At 71.5% G+C, this 19,612-nt stretch carries 18 protein-coding genes; 1 reads left to right on the top strand and 17 read right to left on the bottom strand.

The window, feature by feature from the left end:
- Nucleotides 1-55: 55 nt before the first annotated feature.
- From VGJ24_RS06945 to VGJ24_RS06890, 12 genes are all read right to left on the bottom strand, one after another.
- A complete protein-coding gene (locus tag VGJ24_RS06945; protein WP_331499787.1) occupies nucleotides 56-928 on the bottom strand; it encodes a uracil-DNA glycosylase in 873 nt (290 codons plus the stop codon).
- Nucleotides 925-1,830, bottom strand: coding sequence for an exopolyphosphatase (locus tag VGJ24_RS06940; RefSeq protein WP_331499786.1), 906 nt, complete (start codon nucleotides 1,828-1,830; stop codon nucleotides 925-927). The genes VGJ24_RS06945 and VGJ24_RS06940 overlap by 4 nt, the downstream gene beginning before the upstream one ends.
- A complete protein-coding gene (locus VGJ24_RS06935) occupies nucleotides 1,823-2,329 on the bottom strand; it encodes a DUF501 domain-containing protein (RefSeq protein ID WP_331499785.1) in 507 nt (168 codons plus the stop codon). The genes VGJ24_RS06940 and VGJ24_RS06935 overlap by 8 nt, the downstream gene beginning before the upstream one ends.
- The gene (locus tag VGJ24_RS06930; protein ID WP_331499784.1) at nucleotides 2,326-2,898 is read right to left on the bottom strand and encodes a septum formation initiator family protein; all 573 of its coding nucleotides are present in this window, start codon (nucleotides 2,896-2,898) and stop codon (nucleotides 2,326-2,328) included. The genes VGJ24_RS06935 and VGJ24_RS06930 overlap by 4 nt, the downstream gene beginning before the upstream one ends.
- Nucleotides 2,899-2,908: 10 nt before the next feature.
- Entirely contained in the window at nucleotides 2,909-4,186 is a 1,278-nt protein-coding gene (eno, locus tag VGJ24_RS06925; protein WP_331499783.1) for a phosphopyruvate hydratase, read from the bottom strand.
- Between the two features lie 151 nt (nucleotides 4,187-4,337).
- A complete protein-coding gene (locus tag VGJ24_RS06920; RefSeq protein WP_331499782.1) occupies nucleotides 4,338-4,934 on the bottom strand; it encodes a MazG family protein in 597 nt (198 codons plus the stop codon).
- Between the two features lie 2 nt (nucleotides 4,935-4,936).
- Nucleotides 4,937-5,656, bottom strand: coding sequence for a hypothetical protein (locus VGJ24_RS06915; protein ID WP_331499781.1), 720 nt, complete (start codon nucleotides 5,654-5,656; stop codon nucleotides 4,937-4,939).
- Nucleotides 5,653-9,225, bottom strand: a complete 3,573-nt coding sequence (mfd, locus tag VGJ24_RS06910) for a transcription-repair coupling factor (protein ID WP_331499780.1) — start codon at nucleotides 9,223-9,225, stop codon at nucleotides 5,653-5,655. The genes VGJ24_RS06915 and mfd overlap by 4 nt, the downstream gene beginning before the upstream one ends.
- 133 nt (nucleotides 9,226-9,358) lie before the next feature.
- Nucleotides 9,359-9,745: a YciI family protein gene (locus VGJ24_RS06905; protein ID WP_331499779.1), complete on the bottom strand. Its 387-nt coding sequence runs from the start codon at nucleotides 9,743-9,745 to the stop codon at nucleotides 9,359-9,361.
- A 138-nt stretch (nucleotides 9,746-9,883) separates the two neighbouring features.
- Nucleotides 9,884-10,882 (bottom strand): DUF1015 family protein, encoded by a 999-nt coding sequence (locus VGJ24_RS06900; RefSeq protein ID WP_331499778.1) that lies wholly within the window; start codon nucleotides 10,880-10,882, stop codon nucleotides 9,884-9,886.
- A 65-nt stretch (nucleotides 10,883-10,947) separates the two neighbouring features.
- The gene (locus VGJ24_RS06895; protein WP_331499777.1) at nucleotides 10,948-12,177 is read right to left on the bottom strand and encodes a phosphoglycerate dehydrogenase; all 1,230 of its coding nucleotides are present in this window, start codon (nucleotides 12,175-12,177) and stop codon (nucleotides 10,948-10,950) included.
- A 100-nt stretch (nucleotides 12,178-12,277) separates the two neighbouring features.
- A complete protein-coding gene (locus tag VGJ24_RS06890; protein WP_331499776.1) occupies nucleotides 12,278-12,925 on the bottom strand; it encodes a TetR/AcrR family transcriptional regulator in 648 nt (215 codons plus the stop codon).
- A gap of 126 nt (nucleotides 12,926-13,051) precedes the next feature.
- On the opposite strand from VGJ24_RS06890, the gene VGJ24_RS06885 reads away from it, so the two are divergent.
- On the top strand, nucleotides 13,052-13,843 hold the full coding sequence (locus tag VGJ24_RS06885; RefSeq protein WP_331499775.1) for an alpha/beta hydrolase: 792 nt from the start codon (nucleotides 13,052-13,054) through the stop codon (nucleotides 13,841-13,843).
- Nucleotides 13,844-13,863: 20 nt separating this feature from the next.
- Here the strand turns inward: VGJ24_RS06885 and VGJ24_RS06880 are convergent, their stop codons facing one another.
- From VGJ24_RS06880 to VGJ24_RS06860, 5 genes are all read right to left on the bottom strand, one after another.
- Entirely contained in the window at nucleotides 13,864-14,436 is a 573-nt protein-coding gene (locus VGJ24_RS06880; RefSeq protein ID WP_331499774.1) for a hypothetical protein, read from the bottom strand.
- 181 nt (nucleotides 14,437-14,617) lie between these two features.
- Nucleotides 14,618-16,069, bottom strand: coding sequence for a sugar transferase (locus VGJ24_RS06875; RefSeq protein ID WP_331499773.1), 1,452 nt, complete (start codon nucleotides 16,067-16,069; stop codon nucleotides 14,618-14,620).
- 269 nt (nucleotides 16,070-16,338) lie between these two features.
- Complete coding sequence (locus VGJ24_RS06870) at nucleotides 16,339-17,067, bottom strand: response regulator transcription factor (protein ID WP_331499772.1); 729 nt, start codon at nucleotides 17,065-17,067, stop codon at nucleotides 16,339-16,341.
- Nucleotides 17,064-17,798, bottom strand: coding sequence for a HAMP domain-containing sensor histidine kinase (locus VGJ24_RS06865; RefSeq protein WP_331499771.1), 735 nt, complete (start codon nucleotides 17,796-17,798; stop codon nucleotides 17,064-17,066). Before VGJ24_RS06865 ends, VGJ24_RS06870 begins: the two co-directional genes overlap by 4 nt.
- A 282-nt stretch (nucleotides 17,799-18,080) precedes the next feature.
- Nucleotides 18,081-19,364, bottom strand: a complete 1,284-nt coding sequence (locus VGJ24_RS06860; protein WP_331499770.1) for a serpin family protein — start codon at nucleotides 19,362-19,364, stop codon at nucleotides 18,081-18,083.
- Nucleotides 19,365-19,612: the final 248 nt, after the last annotated feature.

The following is a 19,612-nucleotide window of genomic DNA, read 5'->3' as shown; positions in this document are numbered from 1 at the left end:
GGGACGTCATACGTTCTGGCTGCTAGAACGACCACACCGTATGACGTCCCGGGGCTCAGGTGATCCCCGCGAGGTCGCGGGCGGTGGCGAAGACATCGTCGAGCATGGCCGGGGTGAGCCGGCCGGTGAAGGTGTTGTGCTGGGACGGGTGGTAGCAGCCCAGCAGCCGGACCTCGTGGCCGTCGCGGGCCACGACCACCTCGGCGGCGTGGCCGAACCGCGGCTTGGGTCTGGGTACGTCGTAGCCGGCGCCGGCCAGTGCGCGCAGCGCGCCGTCCCAGCCGTAGGCGCCGAGTGCCACCACGACCCGGAGCGTCCGCGCGAGAAGCTCCAGCTCGCGGTTGATCCAGGGCGCGCAGGTGTCGCGCTCGACCACGGTCGGCTTGTTGGCGGGAGGGGCGCAGCGCACGGTCGCCACCATCCGTGCGCCGACGAGCCGCTGTCCGTCTCCGGCGTGCTCGCTGCGCTCGCGGACGGCCAGGCCGACGCGGTGCAGGCTCGCGAAGAGCCAGTCGCCCGACGAGTCGCCGGTGAAGACCCGGCCGGTCCGGTTGCCTCCGTTCGCGGCCGGCGCGAGCCCGACGATCACCAGCCGTGGCTCCTCGCCGAGCCCGCCGGCGCCGGTCGTCGGCGCGCCCCAGCCGGCGATCGGGCGCCCCCAGTACGGCTGGTCGGCGAACGACGACCGCTTGTCGCGCGCGACTTCCTCCCGCCAGCGCACCAGCCGCGGACAGGCCGAGCACACGCTGACGCGGGCATCGAGCTCGGCGAGGTCGTCGATCGCGGCCAGCCGTCGTACGGCTGCGGAGGTGCGCGCGACCGGGGTCTCCGCGGTCGCGGGATCGTCCGGCCAGCCCGTGCCCGCCGGCACCGGACTGGGGTACGGCGTGCCCGTCAGCGGGTGGGGCAGCAGGACGGGCTCGGTCACGGTGCGACCAGCGACGTCGCGATGCCGTAGAGGATGTCCGCCTCGGAGACCCGGTAGCGCTCCACCCCGGACCGCCCCAGCACCCGCGCCCAGATCAGCGCGCCGGCTCCGATCACGTCGGCACGGCCGGGGTGCATGGAGGGGATCGAGAGGCGCTCGGCAACCGTCATCGCCATCAGGCTCTCGACGTACGCAGCGGTCTCGGCCGACCCCAGGTCCGCCCCGTCGATGGCATCGCGGTCGTAGACCGGGAGGTCGAGCATCGCGGCCGCCAGGGTCTTGATGGTCCCCGAGGTGCCGATCACCGACCGCGCGTCGCCCAGCGGGACCGGGCTCTCCTCGAGGTGCCGGTCGACGTCGGCGAGGCAGGCGGCGACCTGCGCGGCGGTCGGCGGATCGTCGTGGAGGTGGCGTTCGTGGAGGCGCACCGAGCCGATGTCCATCGACACCGCCGTGTCAGGTCGGTCGCCGCCGAGCACGAGCTCGGTGGAGCCGCCACCGATGTCGACGACAAGGACCGGCTCCTCGACCGGCTCGCGCAGGTGCGACACCGCCCCGTCGAAGACCAGCGCGGCCTCCTCGTCACCGGACAGCACTTCCGGCGTGACGCCGAGCCGTTCGCGCACTCCGTCGGTGAACACCAGCGCGTTGTGGGCGTCGCGGGTCGCGGACGTCGCGCAGAAGCGCAGGCGGGTCACGTCGTACTCCCGCACCAACGCGGCGTACTCGTCGATGGCGGCGAACGTGCGCGCCAGCGCGTCGTCGCGGAGCAGCCGGGTGGTGTCCACGCCCTGCCCGAGCCTGACCATCCGGGACTCCCGCACCAGCACGTGCGGCAGCTCCCCGATCAGGATCTTGATGGAGTTCGTGCCGCAGTCGATCGCGGCGATCCGCTCAGCCATCGACGCCCGGCTCCACGCACGGTCCCCCGGCCCACCAGTCCCCCAGCCGGTCGAGCACCTCGTCGCCGAGCGGGTTGACGCCCGGGCCGGCGGCCAGCGCATGGGCGGCGAGCACGTGCAAGCACTTGACCCGGTCGGGCATGCCGCCGGCGGAGACACCGGCGATCTCCGGCACGTCGGCGAGCGCGGCGCGGTCCGCGAGATAGGAGTCGTGAGCGACCCGGTACGCCGCAGCGAGATCCGGCTCCTCGTCGAGCCGCTCCTCCATCTCCCTCATCAGCCCCGACCCCTCGAGCGTCCCGATCAGCGACGTCGCGCGCGGGCAGGTCAGGTAGTACGTCGTCGGGAACGGCGTGCCGTCGGGCAGCCGCGGCTCGGTGACGACGACGTCGGGAAGGGAGCACGTGCACCGGTGCGCGATCGCGGCGATGGCGCGTGGCGGGCGCCCGAGCTGGGCCTCGACGGCGGCCAGGTCGCCGGCCGAGACCGAGGCGGTCACTGGTGGTGGCCGCCGAGATACTTCAGCGGCTTCTTCTTCGGCTGGTCCGTGGGCGGGTCGCCGGCGAGCTGGACGGACCTCCACTCGGTGGTCCACCACGCGGTCGGGGTGGACGACGTGGAGGTGCGCGGGTCGGAGAGGGTCGACTGGGCGGCGAGCGGCTTGCCGTCGGCGCCGATCACGACGTACGACGTCTGGCCGGGCATCAGGTAGCCGAAGCGGGCGCGGGCCTGCTCGCGGACGTACGCCGGGTCGCTCCACTGCGCCTTCTCGTCCTGGAGCCGGTGGATGCTGCTCTGGTTCGTGGCGATCTCGGTGCGCAGCTGCTCGATCTGGCTGCGTTGCTGGAAGTAGGCCTTGAGCGACGAGGCGTAGGAGATCGTCAGCACCGAGAGGACGAGCACCAGCACCATGGCCCGCCCGGTGAAGCGCGACCGCCCCTGCGCGGCGGTCGGCGCGGCGGCCGCCGCGGGCGTCGTACGCGGCCGGGAACGCTGTCGCGGACCGCCGGGGCGAGAGCCCGGACGACCGGTGGGGGCGCGTCGCGGCTGCTTCATCGGTGGGGGCATCCGGGTCGCCTCAGGCGCCGAACCGTGGGAAGGCCCGGGCACCGGCGTACCTCGCGGCATCACCGAGCTCCTCCTCGATCCTAAGCAGCTGGTTGTACTTCGCGACCCGTTCCGACCGCGCCGGGGCGCCGGTCTTGATCTGGCCGCAGTTGGTGGCGACCGCGAGGTCGGCGATCGTGACGTCCTCGGTCTCGCCAGATCGGTGGCTGATCATGCAGCGGTAGGAGTTCCGGTGGGCGAGGTCGACCGAGTCGAGGGTCTCAGTGAGCGACCCGATCTGGTTGACCTTCACCAGCAGCGCGTTGGCCTGGCCCTCGTCGATCCCCCGCTGCAGGCGCTCGACGTTCGTCACGAACAGGTCGTCGCCGACCAGCTGTACGCGCTCACCCAGCTGGTCGGTGATCGCTTTCCAGCCGTCCCAGTCGTCCTCGTTGAGGGGATCCTCGATCGAGACGATCGGGTACGACGACGCGAGGTCGCCGTAGTAGTCGGTCATCTCCGCTGCGGACTTCTTGTTCCCCTCGAACTGGTAGGTCCCGCTGTCGAAGAACTCAGAGGCCGCCACGTCGAAGGCAAGCGCGATGTCCTTCCCGGCGCTGAAGCCCGCCGAGCCGATCGCCTCGACGATCAGCTCGAGCGCGTCCCGGTTGGACGGCAGGTCGGGGGCGAACCCACCCTCGTCGCCGACCCCGGTCGCGAGGCCGCGCTGCTTCAGCACGGCCTTGAGCGCGTGGTAGACCTCCGCACCGTGCTGGAGGGCCTCGCGGAAGGTGGCCGCGCCGATCGGCGCGATCATGAACTCCTGGATGTCGACGTTGGTGTCGGCATGGGCGCCACCGTTGAGGATGTTCATCATCGGCACCGGGAGCAGGTGCGCGTTCGGGCCGCCGACGTACCGGTAGAGCGGGAGCGCCGCGGAGTCGGCCGCGGCCTTGGCGATCGCGAGCGAGGCGCCGAGGATCGCGTTGGCTCCGAGGCTCGCCTTGTTGGGCGTCCCGTCGAGGTCGATCATCGTTTGGTCGACGAGTCGCTGGTCGTCGGCGTCGAGTCCCTCGAGGGCCGGTCCGATCTGCTGGATCACCGCGGACACGGCCTTCTGCACGCCCTTGCCGGCGTAGGCCTTCTCGCCGTCGCGCAGCTCGACCGCCTCGAAGGCTCCGGTCGAGGCGCCGCTCGGCACGGCGGCCCGGGCATAGGTGCCGTCGTCGAGCACCACCTCGACCTCCACCGTCGGGTTGCCCCGGGAGTCGAGGATCTCGCGCGCCCCCAGAGCATCGATGATCGCCATGCGGCTCAGACTATCCGCGGAGGTCGTCGTCCCCGCGCATCACCCGCGGGCCGAGAGCGTCGACGGAGCGAAGCTCCGGCGCAGATCGAGAGGAACGAGGTCACATCGGATTTCCGCGAGCAGCACCACGACTCGCTGTCACCGATCGGGCTCAGCGGGGCGGTACTGCGAGGCGTACGGCGTCGCGGAGGGCCTGCTCCGGGTCGACGCCTGCGGCCTTCGCCTCGGCGACGAGGGCGAGCAGGCGGTCACCGAGGTCGGTCGACCGTGTCGCATCGGGCACGGAGGCCTCGGGCACCCGCTCGAGCACCTTGGTGGCGAGCAGCAGCGCCGGCAGCCCCGGTGCGATGCCGTCGTACGGCGAGCGCCTGGCCTTCTCATCGGTCTTGATCCGCTGCCACTGCTGGTCGACCTCGGCGGCCGTCATCGTCGTCGGCTCGGTCGATCCGAAGACGTGCGGGTTGCGTCGGTGCATTTTCTCGCTGATCCCGCGGGCGACGTCGTCGATCGTGAAGGCGCCCGACTCCTCTGCGATGACCGCATGGAAGTACACCTGCAGGAGCAGGTCGCCGAGCTCCTCGCGCAGGTGATCGAGGTCACCGGTGTCGATCGCCTCCACCGTCTCGGCGCTCTCCTCCTGGAGGTAGCGCGCGAGCGAGCGGTGGGTCTGCTCCCGCTTCCAGGGGCAGTCGCGCCGCAGCCGGCGCATGTCATCGAGGAAGTCGAGCAGCGCCTGGCCCCCGGTCATCCTCAGCCGCAGACCTGGGCGACCGGCAACGAGCCGACGAAGCCGGCATCAGGCTGCGCCTGGGCACCCTGCGAGGCGAAGGAGCTCAGGGGGTACGACGTCTGGTCCTGCTGCGGGGTGAACGCACCGCCGTCGACAGAGATGCCGAACACCGGGTCGATGAACGCGTCGTGGTCGTTGAGCCAGTCCTGCGTGGCGACCTGGCCGCGCTCGAGGGCGGCCTTGAGGTCGGCGTTGGACTGGCCGGTGTTCCCGGTCAGCTGCTGCCCGATGGCGACCTCGACGTTCTGCAGGTAGGCGTCGGCGCCGGCCACTTCGATGGCGGCCTCCCGCTCGTCGGCCGGCGACGAGGCGAGCGCCTGTTCGTACTGGGTGACGGCCTGTTGGTAGCCCGGCGCCGGCTCGACGCCGTACTGATCGGCGAGCTGCTGACCGAGCAGCCGCTTGGAGAGGCTGGCCGCGGCGAAGCTGCGGAACGATCCCATCGGAAGGGGTCCGGACTGCTGCTGCTGGGAGGACTGGGACTGCGCGACGTACACCGTGCAGAAGAGGGTGCTCGTGTTGTCGATCGTGCTCATCGAGAGCGTCTCGTCGCCGATCACGGCCGCGGACCCGGGATGGATGCCGAGGGAGCTCCCGCACCCGCTGAGGACCAGGCCGACCGCGGCCAGGCCGACGATGGCCCCCGGCCGGCGGGACCGGGACTGACGGGTCAGGATCACGATGGCTCCCTGCTGATGGTGCTGCTCTCGCTGCTGCTGGGCGCACGCTCGGGGTCGAGGACCGTGTCGATGATCGTGCGAGCCCATTCAAGCAGGGCCACTCCGTCGATCGGACGCCCCCCGATCACCTCTGTCTGCGGGCGGGGCACGAGCAGGGTGCCGATCTGGGTCTTGACGATGCTGCGGGGGTACAGCCGGTTCAGCCGTACGACGCGCGACTCGGGCAGGTCGACCGGTGCGAACCGGACGTTGCGCCCGGCGATCGTCACCTCGGAGACGCCGGCCTGCCGCGCCCGGGCGCGGAACCGGGCGACCAGGAGCAGCGACGCGACCTCGACCGGAGGCTCGCCGTACCGGTCGTCCAGCTCGTCGCGGATCTGGTCGACATCGTCGTCGCTGCGCACCTCGGCCAGCCGGCGGTACATCTCCAGGCGCAGACGTTCGCTGGGGATGTAGGTGTGGGGCAGGTGGGCGTCGACAGGGAGCTCGATGCGGACCTCGCCCAGGTCGTCCGACGGCGCGCCGTCGGAGCGGAACTCCTGGACCGCCTCCCCGACGAGCCGGACGTAGAGGTCGAACCCGACGTCGGCGATGTGCCCGGACTGTTCGCCGCCGAGGAGGTTGCCGGCGCCGCGGATCTCGAGGTCCTTCATCGCGATCGCCATACCACCGCCGAGATCGGAGTGCTGGGCCAGGGTCGCGAGCCGCTCATGGGCGGTCTCGGTGAGCGGCTTCTCGACCGGGTAGAGGAAGTAGCCGTACGCACGCTCGCTGGACCGGCCCACCCGACCGCGGAGCTGATGGAGCTGCGAGAGCCCGAGCGCGTCGGCGCGCTCGATGATCATCGTGTTCGCGTTGGAGACGTCGAGGCCCGACTCGACGATGGTGGTGCAGACGAGGACGTCGAAGCGCTTCTCCCAGAAGTCGAGCATCACCTGCTCGAGCTGATGCTCCCCCATCTGGCCATGCGCCGTGGCGACGCGGGCCTCGGGGACCAGCTCGCGGATGCGGGCCGCGGCCTTCTCGATCGACTGCACGCGGTTGTGGATGAAGAAGACCTGGCCCTCGCGGAGCAGCTCGCGCCGGATCGCCGCGGTCACAGTGCGGTCCTCGTAGGCGCCGACGTAGGTCAGCACCGGATGGCGTTCCTCGGGCGGAGTCGTGATCGTCGACATCTCACGGATGCCGGTGATCGCCATCTCCAACGTGCGCGGGATCGGCGTCGCGCTCATCGACAGGACGTCGACGCTCGTGCGGAGCCGCTTCATCTGCTCCTTGTGCTCGACGCCGAAGCGCTGCTCCTCGTCGACGACGATCAGGCCGAGGTTCTTGAGCTTGATGTCGGGGTTGAGCAGCCGGTGGGTGCCGATCACGATGTCGACCGAGCCCTCACGCAGCCCGTCGGCGACCTCGCGTGCCTCCTTCTCGGTCTGGAACCGGCTCAGCGGCCGGATCGTCACCGGGAACGCCCCCATCCGCTCCGCGAACGTCGAGTAGTGCTGCTGCACGAGCAGCGTGGTGGGCACCAGGACGGCGACCTGCTTGCCGTCCTGCACGGCCTTGAACGCCGCCCGCACCGCGATCTCGGTCTTGCCGTAGCCGACGTCGCCGCAGACGAGCCGGTCCATCGGCACCGTCAGCCGCATGTCGGACTTGACCTCGTCGACGGTGGTGAGCTGGTCGGGCGTCTCGTGGAACGGGAACGCGTCCTCGAGCTCGCGCTGCCAGGGCGTGTCGGGGCCGAACGCGAAACCCTGCGTGGCCTGGCGCGCGGCGTACAGCTTGATCAGCTCGGCGGCGATCTCGCGGACGGCGCGGCGGGCGCGGTTCTTCCGCTTGCCCCAGTCGGAGCCGCCGAGCCGGTCGAGATGGGGTTGCTCGCCGCCGACGTAGCGGGTGACCTGGTCCAGAGCGTCGGCCGGGACGAAGAGCTTGTCGGGTGGACCGCCTCGCTTGGAGGCGCCGTACTCGAGGACGAGGTACTCGCGGGTGGCGCCCTGCACCTCGCGCTGGCGCATCTCGACGAAGCGGCCGACGCCGTGCTGCTCGTGGACGACGTGGTCGCCCTTCTCCAGCTCGAGGGGGTCGATCTGCCGCTTGCGACGCGTGGGCATCCGGCTCTGGTCGCGGGCCGCGCCGCGCTGGCCGGACAGGTCGTCGCCGGTGAGCAGCACCAGGCCGAGGTCGTCGGCGACGAACCCGTGCGCAAGGGTGCCGGTGGTGACGGTGACGACGCCGGTCTCCGGCATCGCGTCCTCGGGCGCGACCAGGCGGGCTGCGACGTCGTGCTCGCCGAGCACCTCGACCATCCGCTCGGCCGGGCCGTGCCCCGGGTGCAGCACGAGGACCCGGTGGCCGTCGGCCAGCCAGCCGCGTACGTCGGCGACGACACGCTCGACGTCGCCGCGGTAGCCGTCCAGCGGGGACGCCGCGACGCTGCCGCCCGGCCTGTCACCGGCCGCCAGGAGCTCCTCGTCGAGGCCGAACGGGCTGACCGTCCACCAGGGCCGGCCGAGCTCGCGGGTGTGGGCGAGCACGTCGTCCAGCTCGCGGTAGGACGCGGCGCCGAGGTCGATCGGGGCCTGGCCGCCTCCGGCGGCCGCGGCCCAGGACGCACCCAGGAACTCCTCGCTGGTGGCCACCAGGTCGTGAGCGCGGCTGCGCACCCGCTCCGGGTCGACGACGACCACATGGGTGTCGTCCGGCATCGCGTCGATCAGCAGCTCGAGCTCGTCGACGAGGACCGGCGCCAGCGACTCCATCCCCTCGACCGCGATGCCCGCCGCGACCTTGTCGGTCATCTCGGCCAGCTGGGGGTGAGCCTCGCCCAGCGCGGCCGCGCGGCGGCGCACGTCGTCGGTGAGCAGCAGCTCTCGGCACGGCGGTGCCCACAACCGGTCGACCTTCTCGATGGTGCGCTGGTCCGCGACGGCGAACGACCGGATCTCCTCGACCTCGTCGCCCCAGAACTCCACCCGGATCGGGTGCTGCTCGGTCGGCGGGAAGACGTCGACCAGCCCACCGCGGACCGCGAACTCGCCGCGCTTCTCCACCAGGTCGACCCGGGTGTACGCCGCGTCCGCGAGCCGGCGTACGACGTCGTCGAGCTCGGCGGTGTCGCCTAGCTCGAGCTCCACCGGCTCGAGGTCGCCGAGGCCGCTCACCTGCGGCTGCAGGATCGACCGGACCGGCGCGACCACGACCCGCAGGATCCCGGTGGCCGCGTCGGCGCCGGGGTGGCGCAGCCGGCGCAGCACGGCCAGGCGTCGGCCGACGGTGTCGCTGCGCGGGCTGAGCCGCTCGTGCGGCAGGGTCTCCCAGCTCGGGAAGTGGGCGACGGCGGAGGGGTCGACGAGCATCCCGAGCTCCTCGGTCAGCTCCTCGGCGTCGCGTCCGGTGGCCGTGACCAGCAGGACCGTGCGCCCCTCGCGCACCAGGCCGTCGACCAGGAACGGTCGCAGGCCGGCCGGAGCCGTCAGGTCGAGCCGGCCGAGCCGGGGCGCGTCGGCCAGCGCCGCGGCCAGGGCCGGCTCGGCCAGCACCGCGTCGGAGAGCACGGAGGGGAGCACATGGAGCCTTTCGCGAAGGTGCCGGACAGCACGGAAGCCCCCAACCGGTGGAGGGTGGGGGTGACGTGTCGAGGATAGTCCGCACCGTCGCGACGGTGACCAGCCCGCCGCCGCGTGGTCTCGACGCCCCCGTTCAGGACGAGGCCGCGGACCGCTCGTCGGCCTGGAGCTCGATGCGATGCGGGAAGCGGTGCACCTCCTGCGGCCAGCCGACCGCGACCGCGATCCGGCCGGCCCAGTACCGCGCCTGCGCGTCGTCGGCCACATCCACGACCGCGAAGCCGCCGAGGTGCTCCTTGGTCTCGACGAAGGGGCCGTCGGTGAAGATCGGCGAGCCGCTGCTCGGGTCGACGCTGCACACGACGGTCGACTCGTCGAGGCCACCGTCGCTGAAGACGAAGACCCCGGCGGCCGTCATCTCCTCGATCACGGCCCTGGCGGACTCGGCCTTCGCGCGCAGCTGCTCCAGCGTGTGCTCGGGCACCCACTCGTCGTTGAACGCGATCAGGTACTGCGCCATCTCCTGCTCCTCTGCTCACGAGCAGCCCGGGCGGCTGCCGCTCACCCTCTCCACGAACGCACTCGCGTCGATACGACACCCGGCCAGGATCGTTTTCAAACGACCCCTGATCGCCGGCGGCCCGCGGGGGATCCGAGCTCAGCCGCGCAGGAAGATCCCGGCAGCCGGCTTGGGCTCGAAGTACGTCGTCTTGGCCGGCATGACCTCGCCGGCATCGGCCACGTGGGTCAAAGCCTCCGGCGGTGGCGGAGCCAGCGTGAAGAGCGCGCCCCGGTCGACGTCGCAGCGCGCGACGAGCTCGTCGAGCGGTGCGGTGGCGGGCACGGTGACGACGGTCCGGACCCGGCCCGGTGGTGCCGGGTCGAGGCGGTCGAGCACGCGGGTCTGCAGGATCGTCAGGTCGAGGCCGGCGACACCGGAGGGTCGGGTGGGGAGTCCGACCCGGTACCAGTGGGACCCGACGTACAGGCCCAGCGAGCCGGTCGACGGCATGGGTGCGTCGGAGACCTCGCGGACGTCGAACTCCCGGTCGAGCAGCTCGAGCAGGCGCATGGGGTCGACCGGCCCGGAGACCCGCCGGTGGAACGCGGACAGGCTCAGGCCATCCATCGGGTGCAGCACGCACAGCAGGCCGGCCTCGGGCGGCTTGCCGGCGACCCGCCACTCCTCGAGTGCGGCGGCGGAGCGGTGGTGCCCGTCGGCGATGTAGAGCTGGGTGACGGCCAGCTCGTCGACCAGGCCCGCGGTCGCGGGACCGGCGTCGAGCCGCCACACGGTCTGCTGGAACCCCTGCGGTCCGGCGAAGTCCAGGACCGGCTCGGTCTGCTGCGCTTCCGCGACAACGCGGGTGAACTCCGGCCCGGCGCGGTGCAGCAGCATCACCAGTGCGGGCGCGGCGTGGGTCCGGGAGTGGTGCCAGACCAGCGCGTCGACGCGGACCTGGTGCACGGCCTCGTGCCCACGCACCCGGCCCTCGGCGATGGCCGGCACGGCCACGTCGCAGACCACGCCGGTGTACGACGCGTCGCCGCGGCTCTGGCGATAGACGTACAGCGCGACCGGCGAGTCGTCGTACGCCGCGGAGTCGACGGCGACCCGGTAGAGGTCGACGCCCGACTCGTCCTGCGAGTCCGACATGGCCGACACGGTGCGCCGGGCGGATTCCTGCCGGACGACGCGCGCGGAGAAGGGGCGGACGGTGGTCATGGCGTGGCCCCGGCGTCCTCGTCGAGCACCACCACCGAGACGCCGAGCACGTGCGGGATCGCACGCAGGGCATCCAGCAGCTCGGTGGAGGCGTCCCCCTCCACGTCGATGAACGCGACCGCGGCCTCGCCGCCGCGGAAGACCCGGTTGACCATGTGCTGGACGTTGAGGTGCGCCGTACTGAGCACGTCGAGCACCTGCGCCAGCACCCCCACGCGGTCGAGATGGCGTACGGCGAGGGCGCTCGCGCCGAGGCGATCGGGCATGAGGTTGACGCAGTGGCGCGCCTCGCCGGCCATGAATGCGTCGACGATCTCGGTCACGCCCTCGGCGATGGCCCGCTGCGCCTGTGCGGTGGACGCGCCGATGTGGTGGGTGGCCACGACCGCGGGGTGCCTGGCGAGGGGCGATTCCCACTCGGCCTGACCGGATCCGGGCTCGCCGTCGAACACGTCGAGCCCCGCCCGCACCCGGCCCTCGTCCAGCGCCGCCAGCAGCGCGGCCTCGTCGACCACGTCGCCGCGCGAGGTGTTGAGCAGGATCGCGCCCGGTCGCATCCGCGCCAGGAACGCCGCGTCGACCAGGTGCTTGGTCTCGGGGGACGAGGGCACGTGCAGCGACACGATGTCGCAGGAGCCCAGCAGCTCGTCGAGGGAGTCGCACAACGTGATCCCGAGCTCCTCGGCCCGCGCCGTCGCGGTCGGCGATCGTCCCTCTTTGGCGATCGACTGCACCCGGATGCCGAACGCGGCCGCCCGCTCCGCCACCAGGAACCCGATCGAGCCGAGCCCGAGGATCCCCATCGTGGAGCCCAGCAGTCCCTCGGCGTTGCCGTAGGTCTTCTTGTCCCACCTGCCCTCACGGACGTCCGCGACGTTGTCGGCGATCCGTCGGTCGACCGCCAGCAGCAGTCCCATCGTCAGCTCCGCGACCGCCGCTGCGTTGCGCCCCGGGACATTGCTGACGAACACCGCCCGTTCCGCAGCCGCGTCGGTGTCGATGGTGTTGGTGCCCGCGCCGGCGCGGATCACCAGCGCCAGCCGGTCCGCCGCCTCGATCACCGCGCGCCGGACCTGCGTGCCACGCACCACGAGCACGTCGTACCCGCTGATCCGTTCCGCCAGGTCGTCCGCGCCCAGTCCGGGCTCCATGACGCACTCGTGGCCGTGCGCCTCGAGATCGTGGATCGTCCGATCAGGCAGTCGGTCCGCGAGCAGAATGCGCATGTCACGTCCTCCGGATCGGATACGCCGCCTGGGCGGCGGCGAGTGGCGACACGCTAGCGCTCCGGTCGGGGGCGGAGCTTTCGAGGACCGGCTGCGGAGATCAGCGGGGCTCGGGCAGCCCGTCGTCGATGAGCTTGTTCCACACGGCGAGGAAGTTCGCGTTGAGCCCGTCGTTCCTGTCGAGTGCTCCGGAGACGACCGCACCGGTGCGCACCATCATCAGCTGCGCGGCGGTGGCGCGTGGGTCGCGGTGGCCGAGCCGGAAGAGAAGCTCCTCGATCCGGTCGGTCACCCAGCGCCGGATGTCGTGCGCGTGGAGTCTGGCGGGGTGGGACCCGGTGAACTCGGCCGAGGCGTTGATGAAGGGGCAGCCACGTCTCATGGCCGCGAAGTCGTCGCGGGTGAGTGCGGTCGCCAGCTCGGTGAGCGCCCGGCCGGGGTCGTCGGGGTGGGCCTCGATGATCCCACTGACCTGGTCGCGGTCGTACTGCGCTCGGCGTTCGAGGTAGGCCGAGATCAGGTCGTCCTTTGACGGGAAGTGCCGATACAGCGTGACGCGAGTGACGGCCGACTCCGCGATGACCCGCTGGATGCCGACGGCGTGGATGCCCTCGTTGTAGAAGAGCCGGTCCGCCGTGGCCAGGATCCGCTCCCTGGCCCGGGACGGACGACGCGGGCGATCGGTCGCCTCCGTCTCCGTCTCGGTCTGCGTCTCCGCCTCCGCTGCAGACGCTGCCGCGTCGCTCATCGCTGGCTTGCTCCTCCCGTTCGGCCCGGCACGGTGCCTCTTGCCAGGACCTGTTGGTGGGCCCTAGTTTAACGCTAGGTAGGTAGATCGGTCGGTCTACGTCAGCCGTGAGGGAGGAAGACGCCCATGCCCACACCCGTCCTGTTCATCCACGGTCTCTGGTTGCACGCCCGGTCGTGGGACGACTGGGTCGACCGGTTCACCGGCGCTGGGTACGACGCCTCGTCTCCCGGTTGGCCCGGGGACCCCGACACCGTCGCGGCGGCGCGGGAGCAGGCCGAGACCATCGCCGACCACGGCATCGACGACGTGGTCGCGCACTTCGCGGACATCATCGCCGGCCTTCCGGAGAAGCCGATCCTGGTGGGGCACTCGTTCGGCGGCATGATCGCGCAGCGCCTGCTGGGCGAGGATCGGGCGGCCGCCGCGGTCGCCATCGATGCGGCCCAGATCAAGGGCGTCCTGCCGCTGCCCCTGTCGGCCCTCAAGGCAACGCTGCCGGTGTTCAAGAACCCCGCCAACAGGCACCGTGCCGTCTCGCTGACCGCGCAGCAGTTCCGGTTCGCCTTCGGCAACGCCATCCCCGCCGAGGAGTCGGACGCGCTCTTCGAGCGCTGGGCCATCCCCGCTCCGGGCAAGCCGCTGTTCGAGGCCGCGGCGGCGAACTTCAACCCGCACTCCCCCGCGAAGGTCGACACCGAGAACTCGGGACGCGGTCCACTGCTGTTGATCATGGGCGGCAAGGACAACACCGTCCCCGAGGCCGTGACCAAGGCGACGCTCAAGCAGTACCGGCACAGCGACGCCGTCACCGACATCCTCGAGTTCCCGGACCGCGCCCACTCGCTGACCATCGACCACGGCTGGCGCGATGTCGCGGACGCCTCCCTGTCCTGGCTCAAGGATCACGATCTCTGAGGCCGGGCGGTGAGGAGCGTTCAGCCTCCGCCGATCCCGACCTCTTCGCGGAGCCTCTGCATCGTCGCGTTGGCGCGGAACGGCACGCGCCCCTGGGCGGCCACGGTCTGCACGAGAGTCACCAGCGCGGCGGAGTAGGCCGTCGACGCGCTCTGCCGCTCGACCAGCGAGAAGTGCCAGGGCTGGACGCTGACGCCCCGGCAGTAGCGGTCGGCCTGCTGGACGCGCGGCAGGACCTTGTTGGCGCGCGCCGACATCAGGTCGGCGAGGTGCAGCTGCTCGACCCGGCCGTTCGTGGCGATCGTGGGCTCGAGGTAGTTCGCGACCAGGCCGAGCCGTCCCTCGGCGTACCCGGTCGCGACCCGGAGCCGCTGCTCGCACCCGGCCACCGCGGCCCCTTCGTGGGCGCGCGAGCGGCCGTCCACGACGACCACCGCTGAACCGGCGACGAGCAGGACCGCGAGCCCCGTCCACCAGCGCCCGTGACGAAGCGTGGCGCGACGCGGCGCATCGGGCCGGGAGTGCCGCTCCCGGGGCAGTCGTACCGGCTCGTCACCGAGGATCTCGGATGGGAGCTCGGACTCGGGGTCCACCGCACCAGTGTGCGCTCAGGAGGCCCGTTCTGCGTAGGCCATCGCCGCGTCGTACCGACCGAGACGTCCGACGCCCCTGGTCGGTAACGCCGCCGATCAGGGCGAGGCCCGCTGCCCGGCGGGGCCGGCGCAGCGAGCGGTCGTCGCGGACGTGACGAGCAGCAGGTGGTGGCGGGCGCGCCTACCCTCCGGTGCCCTTGAGCAGGGCGCTGGCCGTGCGCACCATGATCTTGACGTCGAGCCACAGCGACCAGTGCTCGATGTACCAGTTGTCGAAGTACGCCCGATCCGCGATCGAGGTGTCGCCGCGCAGGCCCTCGACCGCGGCCAGTCCGGTCAGGCCGACCATGGCCCGGTGCCGGTGGGTGTACGACGGGAACTCGGTGCCGAACTGGTCGACGAACTCCGGCCGCTCCGGCCTCGGTCCGACCAGGCTCATGTCGCCTCGGATCACGTTCACCAGCTGGGGCAGCTCGTCGATGGAGTAACGACGGATCAACGTGCCCACACGACCGGTCCGGTCGGCGTTGGGCGCCCACTCCGTCGAGCTGCCGTCGGGCAGCGGTCGCATCGACCGCAGCTTGAGGAGCTGGAACCGCCGGCCGTTGAGGCCGACCCGCTCCTGCCGATAGATCACACCCGGCCCCATCTCCAGGCGCACGGCCAGGGCGGCCAGGACCACGAGCGGGCTCAGGACCAGCATGGCCGCCGACGCCAAGGTCACGTCGACGGCGCGCTTGATCGCCATCCGGACCCGCGCGCGGCGCTGCCTGAGCTTCAGGAGCGGCACGCCCCACACCTCGTCGTCGGCCCTCGTGGAGAGCTCGGCGAGGCGTGGGAGCACGAAGATCTCCGTCGAACCGCGGCCGCAGCTGCGCAGCGCGTCGATGACCCGGCGCTCGTCGTCGGAGGACGCATCGCCCACGATCACGGTGTCGACGAAGCCGGAGGCGATCAGGTCCGGCAGGTCGGTGACCTCGCCGTACAGGGACGCGCCGGGAAGCCGGGGCCCCTGGGCGCCGAGAACCCCGCGGACGCGCAGCCCGGTCTCCGGGTGCTGGGCGATCCTGGCGACGAGCTCGACGGCCCGCGAGCCCCCACCGACCAGGACGACGTTGCGGCGGAGGAGTCCGCGGGACCGCCAGTTGCGCAGGATGGTGTAGGAGGCGACGCGACCCAGGACCACCAGCGAGGTGCCGGCCATGGCGGCCATCAGCATGTGTCGGATGTGCAGGTGGGGGGAACCGACCACAGCCATGGCGGCCGCACCGACGGCAGACCCGACGACGAGCGACGGGATGTCGTTCAGCGCCGACAGCCGGAGCCGGTGCCCGTACAGCCCCAGGACGGCGAAGCTCGCCAGGGCCGCGACGACCCAGGCCACCGAGGGCTTCAGGGCCGGGTGGAGGACGGCGACGCTCAGCGCCAGAGCGAGCGCGTCCGTCAGCAGCGGAAGGGCACCCTCGACGGTCGCCGGCCGCAGACCGACGGTCCATACCGGTCGAGTGCGCGTCTCCAGGTCCGTCGCCGGATGGCTCTTGCCCAGGTCGAGCGTCGATGCTCCGCTGATCAGGGCGAGATCCTGGACGTCGATCTCGACCCTGGGTAGGCGAAGCTCTACATGTGTGCTCATACCGACGTCCCCCCCAGAACGCTTGTGTGGCGCTGCGTTCGTGACGCCTGCGCCGGGACCCCGTCACGCCCCCCACCGAGCGGTGACTATCCCTGCGTGAATCCTTGTGCATGGGCGGGGGTGTCGGCGTACCCAATTCTCGCGAAATCCAGCGGCCGGGAGCTCGGTGTGCTAGGTCGCGTGGCAGCTCGGGGAGGGGTCCGCCACCCGCCCTGGGGGAGGAAACGGGCGACGAACCACTTCTCCCTCGGGAGAACCAAGTGCCGCGGCTACGCGGTGGCGCGTGGCCGAGGGAGCTCTGGGGCCTGGAGCATCCAGTCTTCGGAGCCGTCCGAACCCGGCGCGCGCCAGTGGGCTCTGTAGGCGAGTCCCACCGCCGTGAGCTGGGAGTTGACTTGGAGCTTGCTGAGGACGGACTTGACCTGCGTGCGGACGGTCGACTCCGAGACGAAGCTGCGGCGAGCGATCTCGCTGACCTGCCGGCCGGCCATCAGCTCGGCAAGCACCTCGGCCTCTCGCGTCGTCAGCAGGGCGAACCGCGATTTGACCTCGCGGTCGAACTGCCGGTGATGGCGCCAGCGCGCGAGCAGGCGCTCCCGCTCCTCCTTGGCCATCGCCGGAAGCCCGTCGCGCAGTCGGGTCAGGGTGTCGAGGATCTGCTCCAGCGGGAAGGATTTCGAGAGGACGGTCACGGCCCCCGCCGCGAGAGCGGCGCCGATCCGCACCGGATCGGAGTTGCCGGTCACGACGACGACGAGCGAGCGGGTCGACAGGCGGACGATCAGGTCGAGCCCATCGCCGGCCTGACCGAGGTCGAGGTCGAGCAGGACGACGTCCGGGTTGCCGGCCAACACCTGCGAGATGAGCGAGGCACCGGTCGTGGCGTCCGCGTCGGGAACCACGCAACGGGCGTCGTAGCCCCGGTGGACCAGGGCGACGACCATCGCCTCGGCGAACAGGACGTGGTCGTCGACGACCGCTACGCGCTTGACGCTCATGCGAGGCCACCTGCGAAACGGCCCCACGGAAGCTTCATCTCGAACACGGCGCCGCGATCCGGCTCGTCGTCCCCGAGGTCGAGGCTTCCCCCGAGCTCACCGGCGAGCACCTTCGCCACCGACAGCCCGATGCCGTCGCCGCCCGTGGGCCCCTTGGTCCCGCGTTCGAAGATCGCCGGGCGCAGCTCTGCGGGCACACCGGGACCTTCGTCGCTCACGATCACGCGCACCTGGTCTCGTTCTTGGCGTACGTCGATGTACGTCGGGGACCCGGACGCATGGCGGGCCGCGTTCGTCAGCAGGATGTTGAGGATCTCCACGATCTCGTCGCGACGGGCCAGCACTCGCTGACCCGTACGTGTCCAAGAGACCTCGTGCCCGGCCATCCGCCGGGCGAGGACCACCGACTCGACCACCTCGTCCAGGTCGAGCTCCTCGGAAGGCTCCGCCACCTGACAGTCCACGGGTGCGACCAGCCGTTGCAGCCGGGAGACCTCGGCGTGGAGCATCCGCTCGATCCGAAGACGCCGCTCGCTGCCGAAGGGCAACGCGTCGCCTTCCAGCGCATGGACCGCCCCGGCCACGCCGGCCAGGCTGGCGCGAAGCTCGTGGAGCTTGTTCTCGTAGTCCGACACGGGCTCGACTGCGGAGAGGGTGGCCACCGTGGGGTCGTCACCCAACAGGACCTCGTCCCCCTCGCGGAAACCCGCGCGTGTGCTCAGCACGCTCATGCTCTACCCCGACACATTCCCCCAGCCGACGGCCACGAAGACCGAATGTGTCACCCCCCTGATGACACACCTCGCGCGAAGGTTCCCCAACCTTGCGGACCCGGCTTGTACATCATAGGCGCCGACCCCTCAGAAGATCGACACACACCCCTCCACCGGATGACGGAAATCACCCGTCCGGACTAGGGCACCTAGGGTTCGCCCGGGACTTCCCGGGGTTGTCTGCTCCGGGTGGGGCTGCCGGGACGGGAGTTCGCCATTCGGTGGCCCCCGACCCGGTGCTCACGACGGGTCCGCGACCCGGCCGACGAACAGCGGGGTCCCGTGCGCGGTGTCGTGCACGACGTACAGGAACGGGCGGTCGAGCACGAGCTCGTGCCGGCTCACCGGCATGCTGGTCTCCCCCACCACGACCGCGGTCGCGGCGGCGGCCTCGGTCCCGGCCTCGTCGACCGCGACGTACGTCTGGTGCAGGACGTCGGTGATCGCGAGGTGGGTGTCGGTCGTCATGCCCCTGAAGTCCGCGTCGTCACCGAACGCGACGGCCATCCCGAGGTTCTTCAGGGGGTCCTTCAGGTCCGTGGCCACCCGGTAGGTCCAGCGCGGCATCGTCAGGCGGAGCCCCGGTTCGCCGTCGCGGGTGAGGCCTCCGCCCAGGAGCTCGCGGAGGGCGGCCGTCTCGGAGCCGGTAGGCAGGGCGACGGTCATCGCCATCGTGCCGCCCGCGTAGGGCAGTCGGGCCCCGTGGAAGTGCCGACCGGAGACGTACGTCGGCCCCTCGTCGGTGGACATCAGCTCGGCCTGGACCGTCGACCCGTCCGCTCGGTGGAACCGACCCGGCGACGTGGCGGCCTTCTCGAACGGCGAGTCCCAGGGCGCCTTGAAGTACAGCGCGTTGACCAGCACCAGCCGGGTCGCCGCGTCGACGTTGCCCCGGGGCAGGATCTCGGGGATCCGGTCATTCGTCTGCTGGGCGGTCCAGTCGTTCACCAGGGCCCGAGCCGCCTCCGCGGCGCCGAAGTCCACGGTCCGCATCCCGGCGCCGTAGAGCTTGGCCAGCACGGTCAGGAACACTCGCTGCCAGTGGATCGACACGTCTCCGAACAGCTGGTTGGCCGGTGACAGGTCGATCTCCGACTTCGTGCCGTTCACCTCGACCGGGCCGGCCAGACCGGCCAGCTCCTGGGTCAGAGCAGCCATGCCCGCGTTGTACGTCGCGAGCGACCCGACGTGCAGCACGCTGTTCATCGCCTGCGCGGTCCGGCCACGGGCGCCGTTGTCGGTCATCGCCAAAGCCACCGCGATCGAGTACGGCGACATCGCAAGGTTGTCGCTGGACGACCCGAGCTCCGGCCACAGGTCGACGGCGAGCGCGGTCATCGCACCGACGACCCCCGCCACCGCGGCCGGGTCGCCGGCGCTCTGCGCGACGTCCGCCTTGACCAGGCGCAGGTCGGACGCGGCCGGATGGTCCTGGACCGAGTCCGTGCCGGTGCACGCGCTCAGCACCGGGGCGGCGACCCCCAAGGCGCCCAGCGTCTGCAGGGTCTGGCGACGGGTCAGCATGACCCATCTGACGCTAACGGGCCTGCGCAGGTTCCGGCCGGGCTTCGTACGACGTGCCTCCGGCGCCCGCGCAGGCGCACTGGTCGCACGGCAGGAAGCGATGGCCCCCGTGACCGCATCGAGGACAGGGCAGGTCGTGGGTGAGATGTGTCGAGATCTCGACGACGGTGTCCCACATGGCCCGGCCCTCCTGCACTGGTGCCTCGGGATGAGGAGGCATCTGCGCCGGCACTGATACCGGCGGACCG

It is taken from the genome of Nocardioides sp. (assembly GCF_036493135.1).
Taxonomy (GTDB): Bacteria; Actinomycetota; Actinomycetes; order Propionibacteriales; family Nocardioidaceae; genus Nocardioides.
This window is presented reverse-complemented; position numbering and strand designations above follow the sequence as displayed.